This window comes from Rhizobium sp. BK181, from assembly GCF_014193305.1.
In the GTDB taxonomy this organism is placed as follows: domain Bacteria; phylum Pseudomonadota; class Alphaproteobacteria; order Rhizobiales; family Rhizobiaceae; genus Rhizobium.
Genome location: NZ_JACHZA010000013.1, coordinates 77,372 through 100,288 on the forward strand (window position 1 = coordinate 77,372; position 22,917 = coordinate 100,288).

The following is a 22,917-nucleotide window of genomic DNA, read 5'->3' on the forward strand; positions in this document are numbered from 1 at the left end:
TCATTCGGCCGCCTGAGCGGCTTCGGCGAAGAGTAGTGCGCGCGTTGCCGCCGTAACGTCTTCCTTGCGCATCAGGCTCTCGCCGACCAGGAAGGTGCTGATGCCGACTGCCTGCAGGCGCTTGCAATCCGCGTTGGTGAAAATACCGCTTTCGCCCACCAGAAGACGATCCCCAGGAACCATCGGCGCGAGCTTTTCGCTGACCTCGAGGCTGACCTCGAATGTCCGTAGATTGCGATTGTTGATGCCAACCAGCGGAGAGGACAGTTTCAGCGCACGCTCCATCTCCTCGGCATCGTGGACTTCCACCAGCACATCCATGCCTAGCCCGAAAGCCTCATCCTCAAGGCGCTTCGCATCGTCGTCCGAAAGCGAGGCCATGATCAGCAGGATACAATCGGCGCCCCAGGCACGCGCCTCCTGCGCCTGGTAGGTCTCGAACATGAAATCCTTGCGCAGCGCTGGCAGCGAACACGCGGCACGCGCCGCTATCAGAAATTCCGGGGCGCCCTGAAAGCTTGGCGTGTCGGTCAACACCGAAAGGCAGGCAGCGCCACCGACTTCATAGGCCTTGGCCAGCGACGGCGGATCGAAATCTGGCCTGATCAAGCCCTTGGAGGGACTGGCTTTCTTGATCTCGGCGATCAGGCCGTATTGGCCGGCCTCACGTTTTGCAACCAGCGCACGATGAAAGCCGCGCGGCGGCGATTGGTCCGCCTGCATCGCCTTCAGATCAGCCAGCGATACCGTCGCTTTTGCGGCGGCTATCTCTTCCCGCTTGTACAGTTCGATCTTCTTCAGGATGTCGGTCATGGCTCTATCCTAGTCGATGTCGTTCGACACGGCGACGAGTTTGTCGAGGGCCGCGGCCGTCGCTCCGCTGTCCAGAGACTGCGTCGCAAGCCGCATTCCGTCCTCGAGTAGCTCAGCTTTGCCGGATATCACCAGCGAGGCGGCGGCATTGGCGAGCGCGATGTCACGGTAGGCGTTCTTTGCGCCGCTCAAAACGTCGCGCAACGCTGCGGCGTTGACCACGCCATCACCGCCCTTGATCGCCTCTAGCCGGCAAGGCTCGACACCGAAATCTGCGGGCGACAGCTCGAACGTCCGAATCTTCCCGTGTTCGAGGGCAGCGACGTTCGTTTTTCCCGTTGTCGTTATCTCGTCAAGGCCGCTGCCGTGGACGACCCATACGCTTTCGGAGCCAAGATCACGCATGACCTCGGCAATCGGAACGACCCACTGCGGCGCGTAGACACCAAGCAGCTGACGGCGGACGCCGGCCGGATTGGAGAGGGGGCCCAGCAAATTGAAGATCGTCCGCGTGCCGAGTTCGACGCGCGTCGGGCCGACGTGGCGCATCGCCGAATGGTGCTGCTGGGCGAACATGAAGCCGACACCAGCCTCGCGAATGCACCGCGAGATCACTTCGGGGGTCACATCTAGCTTGACCCCGAGCGCGGCAAGGCTGTCGGCCGCACCTGATTTCGAGCTCAGTGCCCTGTTGCCATGCTTTGCAACAGGTACACCAGCACCAGCCACGATAAGAGCAGCGAGTGTCGAGATATTATAGGTCCCGCTTGCGTCGCCGCCGGTTCCCACGATGTCGATCGCATCGGCCGGTGCATCGACGGTCAGCATCTTGGAGCGCATCGTCGTCACGGCGCCGACAATCTCGTCGACCGTCTCGCCACGGACGCGCAATGCCATGAGGAAGCCGCCGATCTGCGAAGGGGTCGCCTGACCGGACATCAGAATGTCGAAGGCCTCGCGGGCCTCGTCGCGTGTCAGCGGCTCACGGCTCGCAGCCTTCGCCAGAAGCGGCTTCAGATCGGTCATGCGCGTGTATTCCCCCTTAGCGGACTGCCGCCTGATCGGCGAGAGGCTGATTGATCGATGCGCCATACTGTGTCTGCAGCAGGTTGACCATCTGATCGAGAATGTCGTCGCCGGCAGCATTTGCCATTGCCGTGATCTGCTGGTCCTGATTATTGAGCACGTCACCCGTGGGTTCCGTGTTCACTTCCGTGACCTTGAGAAGGATCTGCGTCGTCGCGTCGCCGCCGACGGCAATGGCGACTGTATCCATCGGCCCGGAGAAGGCAGCATTGGCGCCGGCGCGACCGAGGACGGGGTCGTCGGTCCCGCGAGTAATGCCGCTCTTGCTTTCGACGGTAATGCCAAGCGGCGCCGCAATGTCTGCCAGCGATGTTCCCTTCTTGGCCTGCTGCTTCAGGTCTTCGGCCTTTTTGGCCAGTTCAAGCTTCTGCTGTTCCGCAGTCCAATCGGCGACCGCCTTATCATGCACTTCGCTCAATGGGCGGTCGCGTTCCGGCATGACATCGCGGACTTCGAACCAAAGATAGCCGTCAGTGCCGATCGAAAGGGAAGGAGCATCAGCACCGGCGTCGGTCTTAAAGGCCGCGCCGAGAACCTGCTGCTTGGCCGGAATGTCCTTGATCTCATTGCCGTCCTTGTCGAGACCCGTAGCGTCGACGGCGTCGACGACGACGGCCTTCAGCTTGAGCTGTTCTGCAATCTGCTCCAGGGTCGAGCCGGAGCCGCGCAGGTCCTCGATCTGATCGTGTACGTTGATGAGTTCCTGCGAGGCGTTGGAGACGGCGAGCTGCTTGCGGATCTCGTCCTTGACCTCATCAAGGCTCTTGACGCTTTCGGGCTTGATGTTGCTCACGCGGAGGACGACCGGACCAAACGTGCCATCGACGACCGGCGTCGTTCCGCCGTCCTTCGAGACTGCGAAGGCAGCCTCTGCAATGGCCTGATCCGGAACCTTGTCCTTGGAGAATTCGCCGAGGAACACGTCGGTAGCGGTCTTGCCCTGATCGGTTACCAGCTGATCGAATGTCGTGCCGGTCTTCAGCGCGGCTTCGGCGGCATTGGCGAGATCCCTGTTCTGGAACGTCAATTGCTCGATCGTGCGGGTTTCAGGCGTGCGGAAACTATCCTTGCGCTTGTCGAAATCCTCGCGGATCTGGTCATCGGTAACGGAGGCGGCGTCGGCGATGTCCTCCGGCTGAAGCTTGAGGAAAGCCACCTTGCGGTATTCCGGAGCGCGGTAGCGTGTCTTGGTGCCCTCGAACCACTTGGCAAGCACATCCTCGGCAGGCGCCTTGATCGGCTCGATGTTGGCATTGGTCAGCAACAGGTAATCGATACCGCGGCTTTCCTGGCCATGAAGCTTGAGGGCGTCGACCAGAGTCTTCGGCGCTGTGAAGCCGTTGGAGACAGCGTCCACGATCTGGCTGCGGACGGCAACCTTGCTGCGTTCCTTGATATAGTCATCCTCGCGGATGCCGGCATTGCGCAGCCGCGATGTAAAGAGGGTGCGGTCGAACTGGCCGTTGACCGCCTTGAAGGCTGGGTCATCGCCGATCAACTGCGCAAGCCGATCCTGGGAGAGGCCAAGGTTCATCTCGTCCGCCAACTGGTCGAGTGATGCGCCGGCGACGAGCTGCGCCAGCACCTGCTGTTCAACGCCAAAAGCGCGGGCCTGGTCGGGCGTCAAGCGCATGCCGAACTGCTGGCTGAGATTTGCGACCTGTCGCTGGTAGGCCAAGCGAAATTCGTTGACGTCGACGTGCTGGTCTCCGACGCTGACAACCGTCGTGCTGCTGCCGCCCGATATTAACGAGCGCGACACGCCCCAGATACCAAAAGAGGCAACCAGCAGCAGCATGAGGAGCTTGGCAACCCAGGTGTGAGCAGCTCTTCTCAGAAGATCGAACATCGAAACGCAAACCTCGCATTATATTCGCCCGTTCGCGGGCAAAGCATTGGACGTTCCTTAGAACAAAGCCGGCAGGAAATGAAGGGTTATCGCACGAAAACATCTGCGCTATATCTGCAACCATGTCGAAGCGCTTGGCGCAGCAAAAGACGCCCGATATCGGAACCTTTCTAAGGGCTAATTCGTTGAAGAGCATCCGGAAAAAGAGGAGCAGACCATGGCCGATATGAAAACCGCCTCCGCCCAGTCCGCAACCGCGCGTGTGAAGGCGGAGATCGCGGCAGACGATCTTTCCGCACAGGTCACAGCATTGCGCGAAGACCTTGCACGCCTATCCGAGAGCGTTGTTGCACTCGGTCAGGGCGCCAAGACCGCCGTAGCCGACGAAGCCTCGGTCATGACGGAACGGTTGCGCGACAAGGTAAGGGAGGAGCCTATCTTCGCGCTCGCCGTGACAGCCGGCGTCGCCTATCTTTTCGGATTGATGAGCCGTCGATAGAAGTCGATTGGCAGTTGACAAGGCGAGGGCCGGGCGTGCTGACGCCCGGCTTTCATTTTGTGCGGGTATCTAACGACGAATAACCCGCCCCACGGCAATCAGCAGGCAGGCACCGACGAATCCCGCAATCAGATAGCCTAGCCAGCCGGCGAGCGTGATGCCCAGTCCTGCGAGGATGGCATTTGCGACGATTGCGCCGACAATGCCCAAAATGATGTTCATCAACAGCCCCATGTTGCTGTTCATGAACTTTTCCGCGAGCCATCCGGCAATGCCACCGATGATGATGGCCGCGACCCAACCCACACCTGCGTCTTCCATATGATTTCCTTTCAGAGAAACAACGAAGTCAGCGCCCAAGGTGGAAATTGAGGCGTCCCCTATAGTAGAGGCGGAAATATGTGACTAGCAACGCGAGACTGTTTCGCAACGCAAATGGCAGCGTAAAGCGTCAAAACACGCCACCGAGACTCAATTCCCCACAACAAAAAAGATAAGCCATCCGCTTGGTTGCGCAACGCAAATCTATTCGCCCGAAAATAGGCGCGGCGCAAAGAGGCTCACGTGGTCTGGAGGAAGTCTATTTTACACTTCGCCCCCACCGGCAGTACTCGACCGAGCACAGTCCATCCGGTCATTACAAAGCACAACCACTGGACGTTTTATTAAAAATACTCGACGCTATGTCGAGTACGTTTGGAGAAGTGCTTAGGGTTCCGTAAGACCACACCGAGACTGTCCTAAATGGCCATTCTGCACGACATGCATTGTCCGACTCCAGTTGCGCACAATCCACGGTACCGCGATGCATACCAATTCTTATACCTTTTGCCATATCAGCGTGGTACAAATAATACCAATATCTATTGGTTTTGTTCCCTGCAGCGACGTTTTGAACCTGTTGTAGCGTAGGGCCGGCGGAAATTGGCCGCACTCTGGTGATGGATTTAATGGCTGATTATGCCGTGAAACGTTTTGCCGACGCCGCTTGTGTAATCAAAAAAGCGCATTCTCAACGAAATCGCTTCTTTCCTTAAGCATTTGCTTGCTCAACCTGCAATCTATGTCATGGTAGCTTCCTTCGTATGAGAGGGGTTCCGCTATGATCAATCTTCAGTCGGTTCGCAATGACACTACGCATGATCAACGTCTGCTCGATTGCCGCGCTGATGTTGAACCCGCCCTCCATCAGATCATCCGCGACGCGCAGCAAAAGGGATGGGCGCCCGCGGAGGTAGCGATGGCAATAGCGGATGCGGCAGACGACTACATTCTGCTGTTGGCAAGCCGGAAGACGACGTCACATTGATACGTGTCATACTGGGGGCAGAGGACACGAAATGATCTGCGGACAGGTGGCCACCGGGAAACTGGTCTCTGCCCGCAGAGAAGACTACCGGACCTGAAGCCGCTTTTTTCTCAGCGAATGGCGCTGAGATTGCGCGGGGTGAGCACTCACCTAGGGAGAAGTTCAGATGAGCCGATTTCTCGCATTCGTAGCGACCGGAACGCTGATCAGTCTTTCCACGATCGTTTCGGCTTGCACCACCAACCCCGACTACACCTCGTCAATCGGATCTTCCACGTCCTATCAACGCGATTACTCGCTGAACCCAGCCTGTGCAGGCGGATTTAGACCGAGCGACAATCGTCCGTGCAGCTATTAGCTGCGCGAGACGGCAAGGGAAATGACCCAACTCACCAGCGCGGCACGTTTCTCTACCAAGTCTTTGATTTTCATGGTGAGAGCGTCGGGGTTCGAACCCGAGACCTACTGATTAAAAGTCTTTGGGCCTGCCAATTTTACCAAGCACTTAAGTCAATATAACTAATTGATATTATATGTATATTTATTTATTGCAACATACGTATGTTAGGGTATGTTAACCCATGGGTGCGCCGTAATTGCGCCGTAAAACTCAAGGGTAAACCGCCATGGACCGTATAAAACTAAACAGCCTCAATATCTCTACGCTGCCGCCTGGAGAGTATCCCGATCAGATCGTGCCTGGCCTCCAGCTTACGGTCGGTGCCCGCCGCCGCTCATGGTCCGTCCGCTACCGGCAAGGTGGGAAACAGTTCAAGCCGGTCATCGGCTACCATATCCCGAACGCACCGAAGGAATCGGATAGCATGGGCATCGCCGCCGCCCGCGATAAGGCGAGGGAGCTCCTTGGCCGTATCGAGTCCGGCGTCCCGGCAGAGGAAAGGGTTGCGCCGGTCCATCCGAAAAACAGCAAGAGTCTTGGCGACCTGATCGACGCATACGAGACCATGAAGCGCAGGCAAGGGGGGAGGATCAAGCGGCTGGATGACGGCTTGCGAACCGTTCGCAATGGCCTGAAAGCCTACCTGTCGCTTCCCGCCAAGCAATTCTCAAAGGCCGACCTCCGCGCCGCCCGCGACAAGATCGCCAAGCGCGGCGCGGTCCATCAAAGTTCCTTGCTCCTCCGCAATGTCGGCCCGATCCTGCGGTGGGCGAGCGCCGAGGACCACATCGAGCACGATTTCAGCCGCGAGGTTCTGAAGGTAGTAGCGCCAGCCAAGCGCGAGCGGACCCTTACCCATGGCGAGCTAAAGGCCATCTGGACCGCCAGCTTCCAACTTGAGAAGGAGGGCGGCGTCGGCTCGACCAGCTTTGGCCGTCTGGTCCGGTTCCTCCTCCTGACCGCGCAGCGCAAGGACGAAGGCCTTTCATTAAAGTTCGGGGACATCCTCGACAAGCGCTGGAAGATGACTCAGAACAAGTCCGACCGCATGCATATCGTCCCGCTGCCGCAAATGGCCATGGACATCGTAGGGGAGGGCGCGGCTGGCGATCTGGTCTTTCCGGGCCGCTCGAAGGGCAAGCTTCAAGGTATCAGCAAGCTCAAGTCGCGGCTGGACACGCTATCCGGCGCCACCGATTGGCGGCTTCACGATTTGCGCCGAACCGCCGCCTCCGAAATGCAGGAGCTTGGCATCGCACCGCATGGCATCGAGGCCGTTCTGAACCATGCCATGCCGGGCGTCGGCGCGATTTACCTCCGGGCGCAATTGGAGCAGATGAAAGGCGAGGCATTGGCTGAGTGGGCCATCAAGCTCCAGAAGGTCGTGGGTAGCAATCCTATAGCGGCGATCAAAGAACAGTAGCACCCCCATCTATCAATTAATTGCGGGCTTTTGCGCTGAAAGCCGGTAATTAATGAATTTGTAAAACATACGGCCATGCGCTCTCTTGTTGGGATAAGTTCCAATAGGGAGCGTGTTTTCATGTCTGCCAGCCGTAAGCTGCAAGACCTTCCTCCCATCGAGGATGGCGAAATTGATATCGATCTCGGCTTTTGGTCCTACCCGGACCTCGAACGGCGCAAGATCGTCAAGTCGCGCCCACATTTGAAAGCCCTTCAGGAGCGCGCCGATTTTCCAAGGCCAATCAAGACTGGCAGCGACCAGCGAGCCTCCGCGCATTGGCCTGTAAGTTGGATTCAGGAATGGGTCCGCCGCCGCGCGGCGCTTATTCGGCAGTCCGCATAATCATTACAGGGTAACGCCCGGCAGGCTTGAGGCTACCGGGCGCGGAAGGAAACAAGAGTGACATTGGGTGCCGACATAATAACTCCTTCCGCGCCGATCCGATAGCCCGCCGGTAACGCCTTCGAAAGGCGAAACCGCAATGAAAGGCATGGCGTAATCATGCGCGGCGGGCGCTCATATCCCGCCACCATGCTCCTCCGAGGAGCCGCCGGAAAAGCCCGCCCAAAGCAGTTTCATTGCCTTTTTGGCAATATCCACCGCCGAGCCGCATGGATGGGCCGCTCGCCCTGTGAGGGAGCGCCGCCATGAGCGACGACGACGAACGACACTCTTACGATCCGGCCAAGGCGCAAGCGCTACTGGACCGAATTGTGGAGAGCCGCCGCGACTTCGAGCGGGAGATCTCCAGCCGAACCCGCCTGCTGGCCGGAATCCATGCCGCGATGGAGGCCCGGCTCAATCCTGACGAGCCGCTTTCCGACGCCGAGGAGGCCGCCTTTTTCCGCACCGAGCTTTACCGCGCCAAAGCCGAGGTGACTGATCTCCGCCGGGAGCTAGGCGGCACACAGGCGGCGCTTGCGCGGGAGCGCGGCCAAGCACCGCAAGGCCCACTGGATGAGCTTTCCGCTGCGATCGATGCCTCGTGGCAAAGGCTCTACGACGATTACAAGCACTATCGGCGGCAAGTCGGTTATCCCGGCGAACGCAAGGGAGGCGGCAATGACTAAGCCGAACGGCGCGAGCCGCCCTTTGATCGGCGCGGCGCTGCTGGACGATATCGAGGCCTTCCTTGGCCGCTTTATCGCTTATCCAAACGACGCAGCCCGCGTGGCGCATGCGTTATGGTGCGCCCATTGCCACCTGATGGATTGTTGGGAAAGCACGCCACGGATCGCGTTTCTTAGCCCGGAGCCAGGCAGCGGAAAGACAAGGTGCCTTGAAGTCACCGAACTATTGGTGCCGCGCCCGGTAACGGCGATCAATTGCAGTAGCGCCTACCTCTTTCGCAAAGTAGCCGACAAGGCTGGCCTGCCGACGATCCTTTTTGACGAGGTCGACACGCTTTTCGGGCCGAAAGCCCGCGAGCATGAGGAGGTGCGCGCGCTTATCAATGCCGGGCACAGGCGCGGCGCTGTCGCCGGGCGCTGCGTCGTCAAAGGAAAGCGCGTCGAAATCGAGGAACTGCCAGCCTATGCCGCCGTCGCTGTCGCTGGCCTTGGCGATCTGCCGGATACGATTCTGACGAGATCGGTCGTCGTCAATATGCTGAGGCGGCGGCGGGACGAGCCGATAGAGCCTTATCGGCGGCGGGCGCAAGCACCTGAAGGCGAGGCGTTGCGCAAGCGGCTGGAAGATTGGGGCAAGGCAAGCGCGCCCGCGCTCGCCAGGTACGTGCCGGAAATGCCAGAAGGGGTAACGGATAGAAACGCCGATGTCTGGGAGGCGCTGATCGCCATTGCCGATGTCGCTGGCGGGCGCTGGCCTGAGCTTGCCCGCGTTTCATGCGTTACGCTTGTTTCGGCCGCTATGGGAGACAAACACAAGATTAGCCTGCCGCTACGTCTCCTCTCGGATATCAGGGACATTTTCATAGAAAGAGAGGCGTTAGGCAGCGAGTACCATTTCAATATCTCGACCGCCCATCTTATCGAGAAGCTTGTCGATATTTCAGAGGCACCTTGGGGGGAAATGAAGGGAAAGCCTATCACTCCGCTACGGCTCTCCCGCCTTCTTCGAAAGCACAACGTTCAATCCAAGCAAGTAAGGGTTTCCAAGGACACCACCCTGAAGGGATATCAGAGGGACGACTTCCATGATGCTTGGGAGCGCAATCTGCCACCCTTGTGTCTGTCTCCCATAGAGAACGAAACGTCAGAAACGAGTGGAACGCCGGGCAGCATGGCTGTCAGCGGCGCGGTGCGGGATTTGCTGAATGGAGGCGTCCAATGAGCGAGCTTGAGGAGACCACTGTCGAGCCGGGCGGAGTCATCCAGATGACCGACACCGGCCAAGTTTATCAACTGGCGGGCTGGATCAGATACGTCCGCAAGGACGGTGGCAAGACGCGGGTGGGCTGCTGGGTCAGCCAATGCCCTAACTGCGGGCGGTTGTTTTCGGCCTTTGTCGCCGAGGGAGCGATCTTTCAGCCGAACCGCCGCTGCGCGCGCCATGCCGCTCCAGGGCGGCCAGTATTTCCGAAAAGGAGGAGGAAATGAGCGATCTTGTCATCGAGGCGGACGTTGCCGCCGCCGCTGAGTACGTGGCAGAGCCGTGGCGCAAAGGCGTTTGGGCGATCTTTGAAACCGGGCGGCGGCTGATCGAGATTCGGGAGCGATTCAGGGATGAGCCGGGGAAATGGTCGAGGCTTGTTGGGCGCGACAAATGGGAGGGCCAAGGCTTGCTGCCGTTCGGGCGCTCGCAAGCCCATCGGCTAATGACAATTGCGGCGGATACGCGGCTCGTCCCACATGTGGGACGGCTCCCCGCCGATACCATGACGCTCTACAATTTGACGCGCCTGCCGCTGGATCGGTTCGACGCATTGCTGGCAGACGGCACGATCAATGCGGACATGGAGCGCAATGACGCCAAAAACGAGATCCTGCGGATCGAACGGCTGGCGAAGCTGGAGTCGATCAGCCAGGGCAACCGTCCTCTGCAAAGCAATCAGCGGTACAGCGTGCTGTATTGCGATCCGCCGTGGAAATACGAGTATCCACCGATAGGCTCAGAAAACCGCCGCCCCGAGCGCCATTATCCGACGATGGGGCTGGACGAAATCTGCGCGCTGCCTGTCAGCGAGATCGCCGCTGACGATGCGATCTGCTTTATGTGGGCGACAAGCCCGATGCTTGAGGAATGCCTGCAAGTCCTCAATGCGTGGGGCTTTCGCTATCGCTGCTCGGCGGTGTGGGACAAAGTCAGCATTGGTCCGGGCTATCATTTCCGCAATCGACATGAGTTTCTTCTGCTGGGTAAACGCGGCGAGATTCCCGCCCCGCTACCGGGAACGCAACCGGCGTCGATCTTTCGCGAGCCTAAGCGGGACCATAGCCGCAAGCCGGATTGCGTCCCGGAAATGATCGAGACGCTTTACCCGATCTTGCCCAAGATTGAGCTTTTCCGGCGCGGCCCGGCCCGGCCTGGCTGGAGCGCGTGGGGCAATCAGGCCGAGGCGGCAGAGTGATCCTAGACGACGAGCCCGGAGCCGATGATCCGGCAAATGGAGGAAGGAAAATGAGCGATGAAAGAATGACTAAGGGCGAGCGCGAGGATTTGCAGCGGCTCGTCCGCCAGCGCGAAAAGGTTCAGAAAAGCGCGGCCAAGTCGCGCAGCATGGAGTTGCTGGCCGATTTTGAAAACCAAATGGCGGCGCAATACCGCTTCGATGATGACGAGGTATGGGCCGCAGCCGGAAAGATGGCCGAGGCGGAAGTGCAAAGGGCACAGCAGCGCGTCGCTGAGCGTTGCCAGCAAATGGGCATTCCTAAGCAATTCGCGCCGAACTTTCACCTAGTCTGGCACCATCGCGGCTATGCGAACGGTATCAAGGAACAGCGCGACGAACTCCGTATTACGGCGAAGGCGCAAATCGCCGCGCTTGAGCAAAAGGCGATTATGCAAATCGAACAGGCGTCGGTTGAGGCGCAAACCGAGATCGCAATCGCCGGGTTATCGTCTGAGGCGGCGCGCGCTTTCATCGCCCGCATGCCCTCGGTGGAAAGCCTTATGCCGCAATTGTCCTATGAGGCTGTCGCCGGGCGATCCGATCCGCCGCTTGTCGAGCAGATCCTAACACCAAACGCCTTGCGTCAACGCCGCTTCCGGGAACGCCAGCAGGCGTTACGTAATGCCGATGTAACGTTACCGGAGGTTAGCGAGCAAACCGGACCATCCGCGCTTTTTGCTCCCCCCGATAAAGCCGAGTAGGATTAGGCCCATGTCACCGACCAGCGACATCATTGCCGATCTTGCCGAGCGCCGCCGATCAACGCCGCGCCTTAGATCGATGGAGGTCCGCCAGCCTGACGGCGGGATTTTGACCGTAAGCCTGACGTGGGCCTCGGACGAGCGCTTGCAGGACATGCCGCCAGAACAGGCCATCAACAAGCTCATCAATGCCGGGCTGGCCTTAAATGCCTCGCCGGTCCAGCGCTACCAGTTGGCGGGCCTTTCCCTCCGGGAGCTTGCCGAATTCGCGGTGTTGCTGGATGCGACCATTCGGGCCTTCGACGAACAGGTCGAAAGCCTCGTCCCCCGGCCTACGCCGGATGGCGCCGTGGCCGTCGAGGTGATGGTCGAGAAGCGCTGGCTGACGTTCGCGCTATTGGCCGACAATGGCGCGCTGAAAATGGCCAGCGGCGATGCGACGAGGACGCGGCGGCTCTTGGCGCGGCTTGGCCTCAACCGGAATTTTTCCTCGTCGGAAAGCGAGACCAAGTTCCAGCGCCATTGCCCGGGACGCAGCCGCCATCGATCTATCCTGAGCCGCGCCCGGAGCATAATCGCAAGCCTAATTTGTTCGCGGAAATGATCGAACGACAATACCCCGACCTGGGTTAGATGGATCAACCTATCGACCGATCCCCAAACTATAGCGTTGCTTCATCGGCAGCATCTTGAGCATCTGCCTCTTCATCTTCTAGCTGCTCGGCAATTTTCTTTGGAAGGGGCTTCATCTTTCGGCCGGACAGATAATCGTCCACGCGCTCCTCAAGGAACGTTGATGTCAAATCCCAGTCGCCCAGTTTCTTGGCGAAGCTCCTTCCCGGGTGCAAGACGTCCCACGGTGACTTGTATTGCTTGGAGCGTCGCCGTCCTGGGTCTTTGTTCCCGAAGCCGTCAATCGCTCGGTTCCATAGTGGCTGAAAGCCCTCGATGAGAACATTTTCCCCTAGCGGGATCCAAACATCGTCAACGACCAAGTGTCTGACGACAAAGTCAGAGGCCTTTAGGTTCGAAGCCTCCTCTATCGAGGAGGCATGCTGTCCTAATCGATCAGCAAGCGATCTGCCGAGTGACGAATCCGCCGATATGCCGCCTTTACGGCCTCCCTTCGGAATTGCTTTGCCAATGTAAATCGGCTGTTCAAAAGCCCCATCGCGATTTTTATCTGCAATCCGTTGATACGGCGCGAAATCTCCAGTGTAATAAATCACGTAGACGCCAGCGCCCTTGATGCTGGCAATATCAGCGAACGCAATGGGATCACGTGAGAGTATTTCGTCACGGATACTGTTGCCGAGATTGCGTTTATCCAAGGGATTGTACGGGGTTTCCCGACCTTTGGTCATTGAAAATATACCTTAATTGCAATGGCGTGTGCCTGGACAGTGCAACTAAAGATTTAACCAAAGTTTAAGCAAGGACCTTTGAAACGCTCTTCGCAACGGTTTCGGCTAGAGTGACCGGAACAGCATTGCCCAGTTGTCTCATGGCTTCCGACCAAGCGCCTTCAAACTTATATGTATCCGCGAAGGTCTGAAGTCGTGCGCTCTCCCGAACGGTGAAATATCTTACTGAGCCGTCGGGCCGCGCCAGCATGTTCTCTCCTCCCGGAACGCCATGGACACCCGCCTTAAGGGTCTTAGCAGGTTCATCGAGAGGACTTCCCGTGTGTCCGGGATATGCCCTCGCGCCAGGCTGCAAACGATGAGCCGTGTATTTTGACGCGAGGACGGGATGTCGCTCTGGGTCTGGGAGATCGCTGATCGCATCGCGGACAGTCAACCAGGGTTGCGCCCCGTCGAGGACGAAATCGATACGATCGGCTCGCGCTTTCAAGCGATCTGAGACCAGACGGTCGCGCTTCGCGACCTTGTGGCGCTCAAAATAGTCGCCATTTACTTGATCATAAAGCAGCGCATCTTGAGAGTGCGTAGGGTTGGGAAAGCTCCAACCCGCTTTGATGTCACTCCTAAAACCTACGAAGAACACCCGTTCCCGCTTCTGGGGCACGCCGTAGTTTGCCGCGTTGAGCACCTCAGTGAGCAAGGTGTACTCCAGCCCGCGCGCGCCCCGCTTACTGCTGTGATGCTTTTCCAAGCGCGATAGGTGCTCTGACCAGTCCTCGTCTAGTTTCGCCACCAGCTCGGGGTATTGCATCTGCAATCGAATATATTCGAAGTAGTTGCGGAACGTCAGTCGAGTGAGACCTCGGACGTTCTCGAAAATAAACGCGCGCGGCTTGGCCTCTCTGATCGCGCGGACTGCCTCTGGGAACATGTCCCGCTTATCGGCGTACGCTTTGTGGCGCCCCCCCATGGAGAACGGCTGGCACGGCGGCCCCCCAGACACCAGGTCAAGCTTCCCTTCGAAGATGGTGAAATCCACACTGCGGACATCGCCATCAATCTCTCGAGGCCAGTGCCTAGTATCGGAGAGCGGGTCAAGCGCGTTGGTCTTCAATGTGGCCTGACAATGTCGGTCCCACTCCACGATGCGCTGTGGCTTGAATCCCGCCCGTGAAATGCCGATACCTAGTCCGCCCGCGCCCGCGAACAATTCCACAGCTTGCATCACCTAGCCCCGCAAAATCTGTTCTCTTTTTGTTTCATTGGACAGTACACCGATTCCTCGCCATCCGTGAAGCGAGAAACATTCTGAGCTTTAGTTTAAAAACAGATATCTTTATGATTTGTAACCACTATTCGTCTCTTGCCCTATCTAGGAATGTAATCAGCTCTTTTTGCAGCGCCGCCGGGTTCTTTAGCTGGCACTCCCAGACAACGAATACGTGCCAGCCGATTCCCTGCAGCGTTTCGTAAGCGATGCGATCGCGTTCCACGTTTCGCTCCAGCTTAGGGACCCAGAAATCCAAATTCGACTTCGGAAGACGCGCCAGTTTGCAGGTCGGATCGTCGTGGCGATGCCAGAAACAGCCGTGAATGAAGACGGCTTTCTTCCGGCCCCTGAACACAATGTCTGGCTTACCTGGAAGATCCTTCGCGTGAAGCCGATAGCGGTAGCCCAGCGAATGGAGAAGGCGTCGAACCCGCATTTCCGGCGCGGTATCTTTGCCGCGAACGCGCGACATAGTCCAACTACGATGTTCCGGGGTCTCAGTCACTTTATTTCCCGTTGCAGCTTGAAGTCTCCCAACGTCGCGGCGGCCAATGGTTATCAATTGGCAGTTCGGCTGTGAATTGGAAATCTCGAGGAAGCCCGTCTGGCCGGGGGGCCATCCTAAGATCGATACCCATGGCGCGGGGACCGACGCGGGGGCTTTCTTTCTTCATTCCGGGAAATGGGCAAAATGGCTCATGTTGCCTCAAATGGGCGGTTTAGCCTTTCTCTCATCGGCCTTGACCGCCGCCTCATCGGAATTCACCGCGATTCACTTTCGGCGGTAGCCTTATTTAGGTTTCTGGAACTAGAATGCCGATCAGACGGCCCGGCCACCTCGGCCCGCGCTTGAGCCGCGCTCAGTCCCCGCCCAGTGACTTATCATTTCGGTAGCGAAACGATTGGTGTATGATTGGCTTGTTTGGGATTAGCGCCGGTGGTCACGCCCGGTATCGAGCTTAGGTCGTCGGCCCTCGCGCGTTTCCTTTCCGCTTGAGGGCCATTCCATGCGTGAACCAGATGCCGAATCCATCTTGAAGGCCGTCGAACTGACGGTGGGCGATGCCAAAAACTACATAGACGACCGCCTCCGGGACTCCGGGCAAAGGACATCCCTGATGTTCAAATCGCTTGGCCAGCGACTGGAGGAAACCAAGCGGCTGGCGATTTCATCGCGGCGGACGCTGGATAGCGGCGCGAAAAGGCGCTCGTCGCCGCGAAGCATCCTCACCAAAAGCCTGACCGCCCGGCTGATGGCCTTGGCGCTAAAGAACGGCGAGCCGGATCAGTTGGCCGAGCAGCTTTACGGCGCAGGCAAGATTGTAGAGGCCACCCGCGATCCGGTCGGCTGGCTCAGGAAGGCCGTCACCAATCCGGCAATGACCAGCGTGCCAGATTGGGCCGGGACGCTATCCAATCCGGGAGTCTATGGCGGGCTGATGGCCGAGCTTGCGCCGCTGTCGGTCTACAGCGCCCTGAAGGCGCGCGGCATCAGCGTGACCTTAGCAGGCGTCGGCTCCTTGAGATTTTCCGCCAGGGCGGTGCCAGGCAGCGTGCCGAATTGCTTCATTGGCGAAGGCCAGCCGATCCCGGTTCGGCAATTGTCATTCTTGCAGGGCGCAGTTCTGGTCGGGCACAAGGCCGCCAGCATCAGCCTCTTTACCGGCGAGCTTGCCAAGGCATCGACGCCATCCGCCGAGGCTATCATCGGGCAGGCGCTGGCCGAGGATATCTCGATTTCCATCGATACCGCTTTGCTCGGCAACGCGGCGGGGACGGCTACGCAGCCCCCCGGCCTGTTGTTCGGCGTGACGCCTCTGACGGCCTCGGCGGCGACCGATCCGGCGCAGGCGGCGGCGGCTGATATAAGCGCGCTGGCGGCGGCCATCAGCCCGGCGGCATCAAGCCTTACATTCCTGATGAATTCCGCGCAGGCGGCCAGCCTTGCCTTGCTAGTGCCCGGCGCGGCGGTGCTGGATATCATTGCCTCCGATAGCGTCCCGCAAAAGACGGTCGTCGCCGTCGATGCCGCCGATTTCGTCAGTTCGGTAGATGACGGCGAGGTCCGGGTCGAAAACGACGCGACGGTGATTTCGCGCGACGATCCCTTGCCGGTATCGACGGGCGCGAGCGGCACGGATGCGGTAAGCGGCAGCCCGCATGTCTCGCTGTGGCAATTGGATCTTCTCGCCGTCAAGATTGCCGAGGACATCAGTTGGGCAATGCGCCGGGCTGGCCGGGTAGCGTCGGTCGCAAATGTGAAATGGTGAGCGGCATGGGAAAGCGCAACGAGATTGCCGTAGCCGAAAAGCCCGCGCCGATAGCGCTGGCCGACCGGCTGGATTTCGAAAAGGCACCAGCCTCGGTGGTTCTCCCGGCGCTGTCGTTCGAATTGCAGCGGCTGGCCGCGTCGATGCGGGATGTAGCAGACGTAAGCCTCGAAATGGACATGACCAGCGAGGGCGTCAGCCTGAAATTCCGCGCATACTCGCGCCGACTACCGCTGATGTGATTTCGCCAGTTCAGGGCGCAACGGATGGGCCTCAATACCTGATCCGCAACGGCCCTGATGCCCGCCAAGCCAAGTCAGGCAACCGGCGGCATGCGGGCGGTGGCCTTGAACCGGGCCGCCGCTCGTTCGCATGAGGCGGCGGATCGTGTATTCGGCTCCGGTGCCATGCGATAAGCTTATATTATAATCTTTATCTTCATTATTTGGCCTGCCGCGTTCCAAGTGATATTATCACCTTGCTTGGCCTACCTTGAGCCGCCTCCCGTTTCATTTCCCCGATACCGGGCATCCCTTGGCCCGCCAGAGGGATTCGAGGCGTTCGAAGCTTTCCGCCGAGGGCTTGCGGGTATCGCCATGGAAGGCGCGGAAGATGGTAGCCGCCGACAGCTGCGATTGGGAGGCGATTTGCCGCAAGCTCAAGCCGGTGCCCGCCAAGCCGCAGGCCATGCTTTGAAATCGTTCTGATGCGGAAACACGCGAACTCCGGGCCATATCGTATATTAGGCCAGAGGGCGCACATGGAAAAGGCGACCCGAAAGCCGCCTTTCCCGTAACCCAAGCCTAGCCGCCAATCGATCCGCCAGAACCCAGACGGCCAAGCTTGACTCGGCCAGCCTATAGGCACGCCTTACATATGCATACGCTAAAATATGGAAAGCCCGCGCCGTTGATTTGGCTTGCGCCGTAAAATGCGCCGTAATTTCCAAAATGGCGATCTCAGCCTTATTAGCAAAGCCTGTAAAATATTGGATTTGTTTGGCTTTTTTGGTGAGAGCGATGGGGTTCGAACCCATGACCTACTGATTAAAAGTCAGTTGCTCTACCGGCTGAGCTACGCTCTCCCAGGTGCCCGGCGGTTCGCCCGGCTGGAAGTGCGCGGAACATATGCAGGTGCCCCATTGTGGTCAACCAAAAAATCATCGTTCCCTGTGCATTAGGCACATTTCTTGCGCCCTGGCCTGAAAGGCCGACCGGGCAGCCGGTCCAAAAAAAGAAAAGCGCCCGAGGGCGCTTTATAAAAGTTGGGGGAAACGAGACCATGAGCCGGGCGGGCGAAAGCTCGAGTGCCGTTTCGTTGGCCACCCGGGGAAAGCGGAAAAATCCGGGCATTCTTTCGCATCGCCGTGTCCGCTTGGCGCGGCTCACAATCTCGCCTTATAAATGCACAAATGGTCAGAAGGTTCCCAAAAAAAATTTAATCGAATCAAACCCTTCCGAGGACTGATCAACACCTTCACAAAATCACGCGATGCTCTAGCTAGCCCCTTGTGCAACCAAGGAGAATGTGCATGACGAGCATGACTACACCAGCACCGACAACCCGAAAAGTGTTGCGTGGCCGACCCTATAGTCTTGGTGAGTTCACAAGGAAATATCGCCTGGAGGAAACCGAAGCAAAGCGGCTCTTTGAAAAGTTCGGCCCCTCTGCGACAGAACTCGACCTACTGATGGCCGCCAAGCGCCGATTGCCGGCTCACTGATGGCTTCGTCGGCCGGTACCCGGAAGGGAGGCTGCCTCTGCGGTGCAGTGCGCTACACGGTCAGAGGCCAGCCCATCCGCGTGGGACTGTGTCACTGCGCCGATTGCCGCAAGTCGAGTGGATCGGTCTTCGTAGCCTTTGCGATGTGGCCGAGATCCTCATTCAATCAATCGGGTGAGGTGTCCACTTACGCCGGTCGCAGCTTCTGTCCGCGATGTGGTGGACGTCTCTTCTGCTTGACTGATAGGTTTGCAGAAATCCGGATTGGATCGCTGGACGATGCTCCGAATGGCCTCCGGCCGGTTCAGGAGCTTTGGATTAAGCGACGAGAAACCTGGCTGCATCCATTGCCGGCCGCTGGGCAATACGAAGCGGACGCCTTCGATGCCAAGGACCCTACGGAAAACTGAACTCTCATTACCAAGATTTCATTTCATTCCAACGCCGTTTCGTGCCAATCCGGGCCGATGCTAATCTGCCGTTCAGCTTCGACATAGTTATCTTGCTGACAGCTGCATTGGCAGCATGTTGATCGAGGCCGGAATGAACGACGTCAAGGATATGCATGAAACCAAGCCGAAAAAGGCGAGCGCCGAGCTGGCGACCGTTCTTGCGGCCTCACGCAAACAGTCGAAGGGCCGTTGGCGTGGTCGACTATCGCTATTGCTTCTGCTGATTCTGGCCGTCGGCGGCGTGGGCTATTTCTATTCGCGGCAGGAGGCCAACCAATACAACTACACAACTCAGCCCATTAACCGTGGTGACCTGACCGTGCTGGTGACAGCAACAGGTTCCGTGCAGCCGACCGAGCAGGTAGACATATCGAGTGAGCTCTCCGGGACGGTTCGCGACGTAAACGTCGACTACAACAGCGAGGTCAAGGCCGGCGAGGTTCTAGCCGCGCTCGATACGAACAAGCTTGAGGCCGATGTGAAGAGTTCGCGGGCAAAACTCGATTCTGCTAAAGCCAACGTTGTGAAGGCTACGGCTGATCTGGAGTCGGCCCAAAGCTCATTCCAGCGCTTTCGCAACCTCGTTCAAAGCAATGTTTCCACACAACAAAGCCTCGAGGATGCACGCTACAAGTTCGATTCTGCGGTCGCTGCCAAGGACATCAATGTCGCCGCGGTAGCCTCCGCGGAGGCGGATTTGCGCCTGGCCGAGGTCAACCTAGCCAAAGCGAAGATCATCTCGCCCATCAATGGTGTGGTTCTGACACGCTCCGTCGACCCGGGCGCGACAGTCGCCGCATCGCTGTCGGCGCCCGTGCTTTTCGTGATCGCCGGCGATCTGAGGAAGATGGAGTTGCAGGTCGATGTCGACGAGGCCGATGTCGGTCAGATTGCCGTTGGCCAGAAGGCGACGTTCACGGTCGACGCTTATCCCAACCGGACTTTTCCCGCGGAGATCAAACAGATCCGATTTGCGTCCGAGACGACAAACAATGTCGTGACCTACAAGGCGATTCTGTCGGTCGATAATGCCGATCTGTTGCTGCGGCCGGGCATGACAGCCACGGCCGACGTCACCGTTGAGGCAGTCAAGGATACTCTTATGATTCCCAACTCGGCGCTTCGCTATGCGCCCCCGGCGGCAGACTCACCCCGTGGCCGAGGTATCTTCAGCTTGCTCAGACCGCCGCGCATGGGACCGCGGACCGGCAACCAGGGCGGAGAAGCGCTGACTGGAGCAAAGCGGCGCGTTTGGGTGCTGAAATCGGGCAAGCCGGCAGCAGCGGTCATCCAGGTGGGTTCCTCCGACGGACAATTCACCCAGATTGTATCCGGGGACATCAAAGAAAACGACGCCGTGATCACCGACGCCACCGCGCAAGCGAAATAGGTGAGGCTCAGCATGACGAGCCCGCCGCTCATCGAATTCAAGCAGGTCTCGAAGATCTACGGTCACGGCGAGGCGGCCATTCGCGCCCTTGACCGGGTGGATCTGTCGATCCGCGAACACGAGTTCGTCGCCATCATGGGCCCCTCGGGCTCGGGCAAATCGACGGCCATGAACATCCTTGGCTGCCTCGATGTGCCGAGCGCCGGCGACTACATTTTCCAGGGCGTATCGACACAGGGCTTCGACCGTAGCCAACTGACGTTGTTGCGCCGTCATATGCTTGGCTTCGTGTTCCAGGGGTTCAACCTGCTGCCGCGGACTTCAGCTTTGGAGAATGTCGAACTGCCGCTCATCTATCGCGGCATGCAGGCGAGTGAGCGCCACAGCAAGGCCAAGGAGGCGCTCGGGCTTGTGGGGCTCTCCGGGCGCGAGCATCACAAAACGCAGGAACTTTCCGGCGGCCAGCAGCAACGTGTGGCCATCGCCCGGGCGATTGTAACAGAACCCTCGCTGCTTCTTGCGGACGAGCCGACCGGCAATCTCGACACCAAGACCAGCGTTGAGATCATGGACTTGATGACGCGGTTGAACCGGGAGCAGGGCATCACGATCGTCATGGTCACACACGAACCCGACATCGCCGCTTATGCCCGGCGGCTGCTGCGCTTCGTCGACGGCAAGCTGGAGACTGAGGCCGAGCATCGTGGGAGGGCGGATCATGTTCTTTGAAACGCTGAAACTCGCGCTCCGCGCAATCAGTCGCAATATGCTCCGTTCGTTTCTCACCGTGCTCGGTGTCGTCATCGGCGTGGCGGCAGTCATCGCGTTGGTGACGATCGGCAACGGCACCACCGCTCAGGTCTCGACCGAGCTTTCGCGGCTGGGCACCAACATGCTGTTTGCGCGTCCGGGTCAGTTCGGCCCTGGCCGCGCAAGTTCGGAGGCACGTCGCTTTACCGTGAAGGATGTCGACGCCATCCGTGACCAGGTCAATGGTCTTCGTGCCGCGGCGCCGCTCAATCAGACGACCGCGACAGTCATTTACGGCGGGCAGAGCCATTCGACGACGGTCATGGGCACGACCAACGACTATTTCATCGCCCAGGATTGGGACATGGCGATTGGCCGCACCTTCGACGCCGCAGAGGAGCGTGGGCGCCCGCGCTGCATTCTCGGTGAGACCGTACGCTCACAGCTCTTTGGCGCTGCCAATCCCAACGGGCAGCAGATTCGCGTCGGCAAGGTGTCCTGCAGTGTTATCGGCGTCCTTGCCAAGCGCGGCCAATCCGGCATGGGCAACGACCAGGACGACGTTGTTATAATGCCTGTCAAAGTCTATCAGCGCCGGGTCGGCGGCAAGGCAAATGCCAATGTCCAGATGATCGTAATTTCCGCGCGTGACGGTGTCTCGACATCGAAAATTCAGGATGAAACCGAGAACCTGCTTCGCGAGCGGCGAAAGATTATCCCTGGCCGCGAGGACGACTTCAGTGTCAATGACATGACGCAGATTGCCGACGCGATGACCGGCACCACGACGCTGCTGACCAGCTTGCTCGGTGCGGTCGCTGCGATCAGCCTGCTCGTTGGCGGAATCGGAATCATGAACATCATGCTGGTGTCGGTGACCGAGCGTACTCGGGAAATCGGCATACGCCTGGCGATTGGTGCGCTGGAAAAGCAGGTGCTGCTGCAGTTCCTGGTCGAAGCGGTGGCATTGTCGGTCTTTGGCGGCGTCGCCGGGATCCTGCTGGGGATTGGCCTCGGCTACGGGGCCGTAGCAGCCCTGAAGGTGCCCTTCGTTGTCAGCCCCACGATGATTGGGGTTGCTTTCGCGTTCTCCGCCGCAATCGGAATGGTGTTCGGATACTTCCCGGCACGGCGAGCGGCACAACTCAATCCAATCGAGGCTCTGCGACACGAATAGCCAGCCAGGCGGCGCTGATGCTGGCGGAGAGAGTTTCCGACATCTATTCCACGAGCAACCGTAGGGCAGGGTTGAGGAAGCGTCGCACTACTTCCGCACCGCCATCCAGGTGCGGCGCCAACTTGCCGCTCGACAGCACGCTGATATATCATCGGTTTTAGGTCGCCCTCGCGACGCGCATTTTTAGAAGCTATGGATACGCGAATGCAGAATTCACTCAGCCACCTTGCCTACCTTAGCCTGGAGCATGCGATCGTAACCTTGGCTTTGCGGCCGGGCGCGTTGGTCACTGAGAAACACCTGATCGACTTGGCCGGCCACGGGCGTACGCCGGTGCGCGAGGCGATTCAGAAGCTTGCTTGGCAAGGGTTGATCGTGGTGAAGCCGCGTGTCGGGCTGCAGGTGGCGGAGATCAAGCCGACCGACCATGACAATGTCATGCAGGTTCGCCGCGAGCTTGAGCCGATCGCAGCGGCGCTGACTGCCGAATCCGCCACATCAGAGCAGCGTCGAGAACTGATCGAATGCGCGCAGGCAATGCAAATGTGCGCCACAACCGGCGATGTGGCAGCATTTTTCGCCGCGGACAAGGCGTTTGACGAAATTCTGGAAGAGGCTTGCCCCAACGCTTTTATCACGTCGGCGCTTGGACCGGTTCAAACCCATTCGCGTCGGCTCTGGTCCGCGTCCACGAGTCCCACCCGGATGGATCAATCTATCGCGCTGCATGTTGCAGTCATGCGAGCCATCGAGCAGGGCAGGTCGAAGGACGCCGGCCACGCGATGAGCGCACTGATCGAATATCTCAGCAACCACAATTGAAAACGG

General features: G+C 58.9%; 26 protein-coding genes and 1 tRNA gene. 19 read left to right on the forward strand and 8 right to left on the reverse strand.

The window, feature by feature from the left end; all coding sequences use genetic code 11:
- From trpC to FHT77_RS23430, 3 genes are read right to left on the reverse strand one after another with little or no spacing between them, the layout of a single operon-like run.
- Positions 1-813: an indole-3-glycerol phosphate synthase TrpC gene (gene trpC, locus FHT77_RS23420; protein ID WP_183757233.1), complete on the reverse strand. Its 813-nt coding sequence runs from the start codon at positions 811-813 to the stop codon at positions 1-3.
- A 9-nt stretch (positions 814-822) separates the two neighbouring features.
- Positions 823-1,839 (reverse strand): anthranilate phosphoribosyltransferase, encoded by a 1,017-nt coding sequence (gene trpD, locus FHT77_RS23425; RefSeq protein WP_183757234.1) that lies wholly within the window; start codon positions 1,837-1,839, stop codon positions 823-825.
- A gap of 16 nt (positions 1,840-1,855) precedes the next feature.
- Positions 1,856-3,748, reverse strand: coding sequence for a peptidylprolyl isomerase (locus FHT77_RS23430; protein ID WP_183757235.1), 1,893 nt, complete (start codon positions 3,746-3,748; stop codon positions 1,856-1,858).
- Between the two features lie 217 nt (positions 3,749-3,965).
- On the opposite strand from FHT77_RS23430, the gene FHT77_RS23435 reads away from it, so the two are divergent.
- The gene (locus FHT77_RS23435) at positions 3,966-4,247 is read left to right on the forward strand and encodes a hypothetical protein (protein WP_016553995.1); all 282 of its coding nucleotides are present in this window, start codon (positions 3,966-3,968) and stop codon (positions 4,245-4,247) included.
- Positions 4,248-4,316: 69 nt separating this feature from the next.
- Here the strand turns inward: FHT77_RS23435 and FHT77_RS23440 are convergent, their stop codons facing one another.
- On the reverse strand, positions 4,317-4,568 hold the full coding sequence (locus FHT77_RS23440) for a GlsB/YeaQ/YmgE family stress response membrane protein (protein WP_016553994.1): 252 nt from the start codon (positions 4,566-4,568) through the stop codon (positions 4,317-4,319).
- 781 nt (positions 4,569-5,349) lie between these two features.
- Between FHT77_RS23440 and FHT77_RS23445 the strand changes: the two genes are divergently transcribed.
- From FHT77_RS23445 to FHT77_RS23490, 10 genes are all read left to right on the forward strand, one after another.
- Positions 5,350-5,556 (forward strand): hypothetical protein, encoded by a 207-nt coding sequence (locus FHT77_RS23445; RefSeq protein ID WP_016553993.1) that lies wholly within the window; start codon positions 5,350-5,352, stop codon positions 5,554-5,556.
- Between the two features lie 166 nt (positions 5,557-5,722).
- Complete coding sequence (locus FHT77_RS23450; protein WP_114712708.1) at positions 5,723-5,914, forward strand: hypothetical protein; 192 nt, start codon at positions 5,723-5,725, stop codon at positions 5,912-5,914.
- A 268-nt stretch (positions 5,915-6,182) separates the two neighbouring features.
- Positions 6,183-7,379, forward strand: a complete 1,197-nt coding sequence (locus tag FHT77_RS23455) for a tyrosine-type recombinase/integrase (RefSeq protein ID WP_183757236.1) — start codon at positions 6,183-6,185, stop codon at positions 7,377-7,379.
- Positions 7,380-7,499: 120 nt separating this feature from the next.
- Positions 7,500-7,763, forward strand: a complete 264-nt coding sequence (locus FHT77_RS23460) for a hypothetical protein (protein ID WP_183757237.1) — start codon at positions 7,500-7,502, stop codon at positions 7,761-7,763.
- Positions 7,764-8,068: 305 nt separating this feature from the next.
- Positions 8,069-8,491: a hypothetical protein gene (locus tag FHT77_RS23465; RefSeq protein ID WP_183757238.1), complete on the forward strand. Its 423-nt coding sequence runs from the start codon at positions 8,069-8,071 to the stop codon at positions 8,489-8,491.
- Positions 8,484-9,713 (forward strand): DUF3631 domain-containing protein, encoded by a 1,230-nt coding sequence (locus tag FHT77_RS23470; RefSeq protein ID WP_183757239.1) that lies wholly within the window; start codon positions 8,484-8,486, stop codon positions 9,711-9,713. Before FHT77_RS23465 ends, FHT77_RS23470 begins: the two co-directional genes overlap by 8 nt.
- Positions 9,710-9,979 (forward strand): hypothetical protein, encoded by a 270-nt coding sequence (locus FHT77_RS23475; RefSeq protein WP_183757240.1) that lies wholly within the window; start codon positions 9,710-9,712, stop codon positions 9,977-9,979. Before FHT77_RS23470 ends, FHT77_RS23475 begins: the two co-directional genes overlap by 4 nt.
- Entirely contained in the window at positions 9,976-10,950 is a 975-nt protein-coding gene (locus FHT77_RS23480; protein ID WP_183757241.1) for an MT-A70 family methyltransferase, read from the forward strand. The genes FHT77_RS23475 and FHT77_RS23480 overlap by 4 nt, the downstream gene beginning before the upstream one ends.
- 50 nt (positions 10,951-11,000) lie before the next feature.
- Positions 11,001-11,693, forward strand: coding sequence for a hypothetical protein (locus FHT77_RS23485; protein ID WP_183757242.1), 693 nt, complete (start codon positions 11,001-11,003; stop codon positions 11,691-11,693).
- 10 nt (positions 11,694-11,703) lie between these two features.
- Positions 11,704-12,297, forward strand: coding sequence for a hypothetical protein (locus FHT77_RS23490; protein ID WP_183757243.1), 594 nt, complete (start codon positions 11,704-11,706; stop codon positions 12,295-12,297).
- Positions 12,298-12,355: 58 nt separating this feature from the next.
- On the opposite strand, the gene FHT77_RS23495 is transcribed toward FHT77_RS23490, so the two are convergent.
- The 3 genes from FHT77_RS23495 to FHT77_RS23505 all read right to left on the reverse strand — a co-directional run bounded on the left by FHT77_RS23495 (position 12,356) and on the right by FHT77_RS23505 (position 14,832).
- Positions 12,356-13,057, reverse strand: a complete 702-nt coding sequence (locus FHT77_RS23495; RefSeq protein ID WP_183757244.1) for an Eco29kI family restriction endonuclease — start codon at positions 13,055-13,057, stop codon at positions 12,356-12,358.
- 64 nt (positions 13,058-13,121) lie between these two features.
- Positions 13,122-14,282 carry a DNA cytosine methyltransferase gene (locus FHT77_RS23500; RefSeq protein ID WP_183757245.1) on the reverse strand — a complete coding sequence of 387 codons (1,161 nt, stop codon included), beginning with the start codon at positions 14,280-14,282 and terminating at the stop codon, positions 13,122-13,124.
- A gap of 127 nt (positions 14,283-14,409) precedes the next feature.
- Complete coding sequence (locus FHT77_RS23505; RefSeq protein WP_312859771.1) at positions 14,410-14,832, reverse strand: very short patch repair endonuclease; 423 nt, start codon at positions 14,830-14,832, stop codon at positions 14,410-14,412.
- Positions 14,833-15,334: 502 nt separating this feature from the next.
- On the opposite strand from FHT77_RS23505, the gene FHT77_RS23510 reads away from it, so the two are divergent.
- Complete coding sequence (locus FHT77_RS23510; RefSeq protein WP_183757247.1) at positions 15,335-16,597, forward strand: phage major capsid protein; 1,263 nt, start codon at positions 15,335-15,337, stop codon at positions 16,595-16,597.
- A gap of 5 nt (positions 16,598-16,602) precedes the next feature.
- The gene (locus FHT77_RS23515; protein ID WP_183757248.1) at positions 16,603-16,839 is read left to right on the forward strand and encodes a hypothetical protein; all 237 of its coding nucleotides are present in this window, start codon (positions 16,603-16,605) and stop codon (positions 16,837-16,839) included.
- A gap of 766 nt (positions 16,840-17,605) precedes the next feature.
- Here FHT77_RS23515 and FHT77_RS23520 read toward each other — a convergent pair.
- Positions 17,606-17,681 (reverse strand) — tRNA-Lys (locus tag FHT77_RS23520).
- Between the two features lie 447 nt (positions 17,682-18,128).
- Between FHT77_RS23520 and FHT77_RS23525 the strand changes: the two genes are divergently transcribed.
- From FHT77_RS23525 to FHT77_RS23550, 6 genes are all read left to right on the forward strand, one after another.
- Positions 18,129-18,320, forward strand: coding sequence for a hypothetical protein (locus tag FHT77_RS23525; RefSeq protein ID WP_183757249.1), 192 nt, complete (start codon positions 18,129-18,131; stop codon positions 18,318-18,320).
- Entirely contained in the window at positions 18,320-18,730 is a 411-nt protein-coding gene (locus FHT77_RS23530; protein ID WP_183757250.1) for a GFA family protein, read from the forward strand. The genes FHT77_RS23525 and FHT77_RS23530 overlap by 1 nt, the downstream gene beginning before the upstream one ends.
- A 133-nt stretch (positions 18,731-18,863) precedes the next feature.
- Positions 18,864-20,162, forward strand: coding sequence for an efflux RND transporter periplasmic adaptor subunit (locus tag FHT77_RS23535; RefSeq protein WP_183757251.1), 1,299 nt, complete (start codon positions 18,864-18,866; stop codon positions 20,160-20,162).
- A 12-nt stretch (positions 20,163-20,174) separates the two neighbouring features.
- Entirely contained in the window at positions 20,175-20,891 is a 717-nt protein-coding gene (locus tag FHT77_RS23540) for an ABC transporter ATP-binding protein (protein ID WP_183757252.1), read from the forward strand.
- Positions 20,881-22,089, forward strand: coding sequence for an ABC transporter permease (locus FHT77_RS23545; RefSeq protein WP_183757253.1), 1,209 nt, complete (start codon positions 20,881-20,883; stop codon positions 22,087-22,089). Before FHT77_RS23540 ends, FHT77_RS23545 begins: the two co-directional genes overlap by 11 nt.
- A 204-nt stretch (positions 22,090-22,293) precedes the next feature.
- Positions 22,294-22,911, forward strand: coding sequence for a GntR family transcriptional regulator (locus FHT77_RS23550; RefSeq protein ID WP_183757254.1), 618 nt, complete (start codon positions 22,294-22,296; stop codon positions 22,909-22,911).
- Positions 22,912-22,917 lie beyond the last annotated feature (6 nt).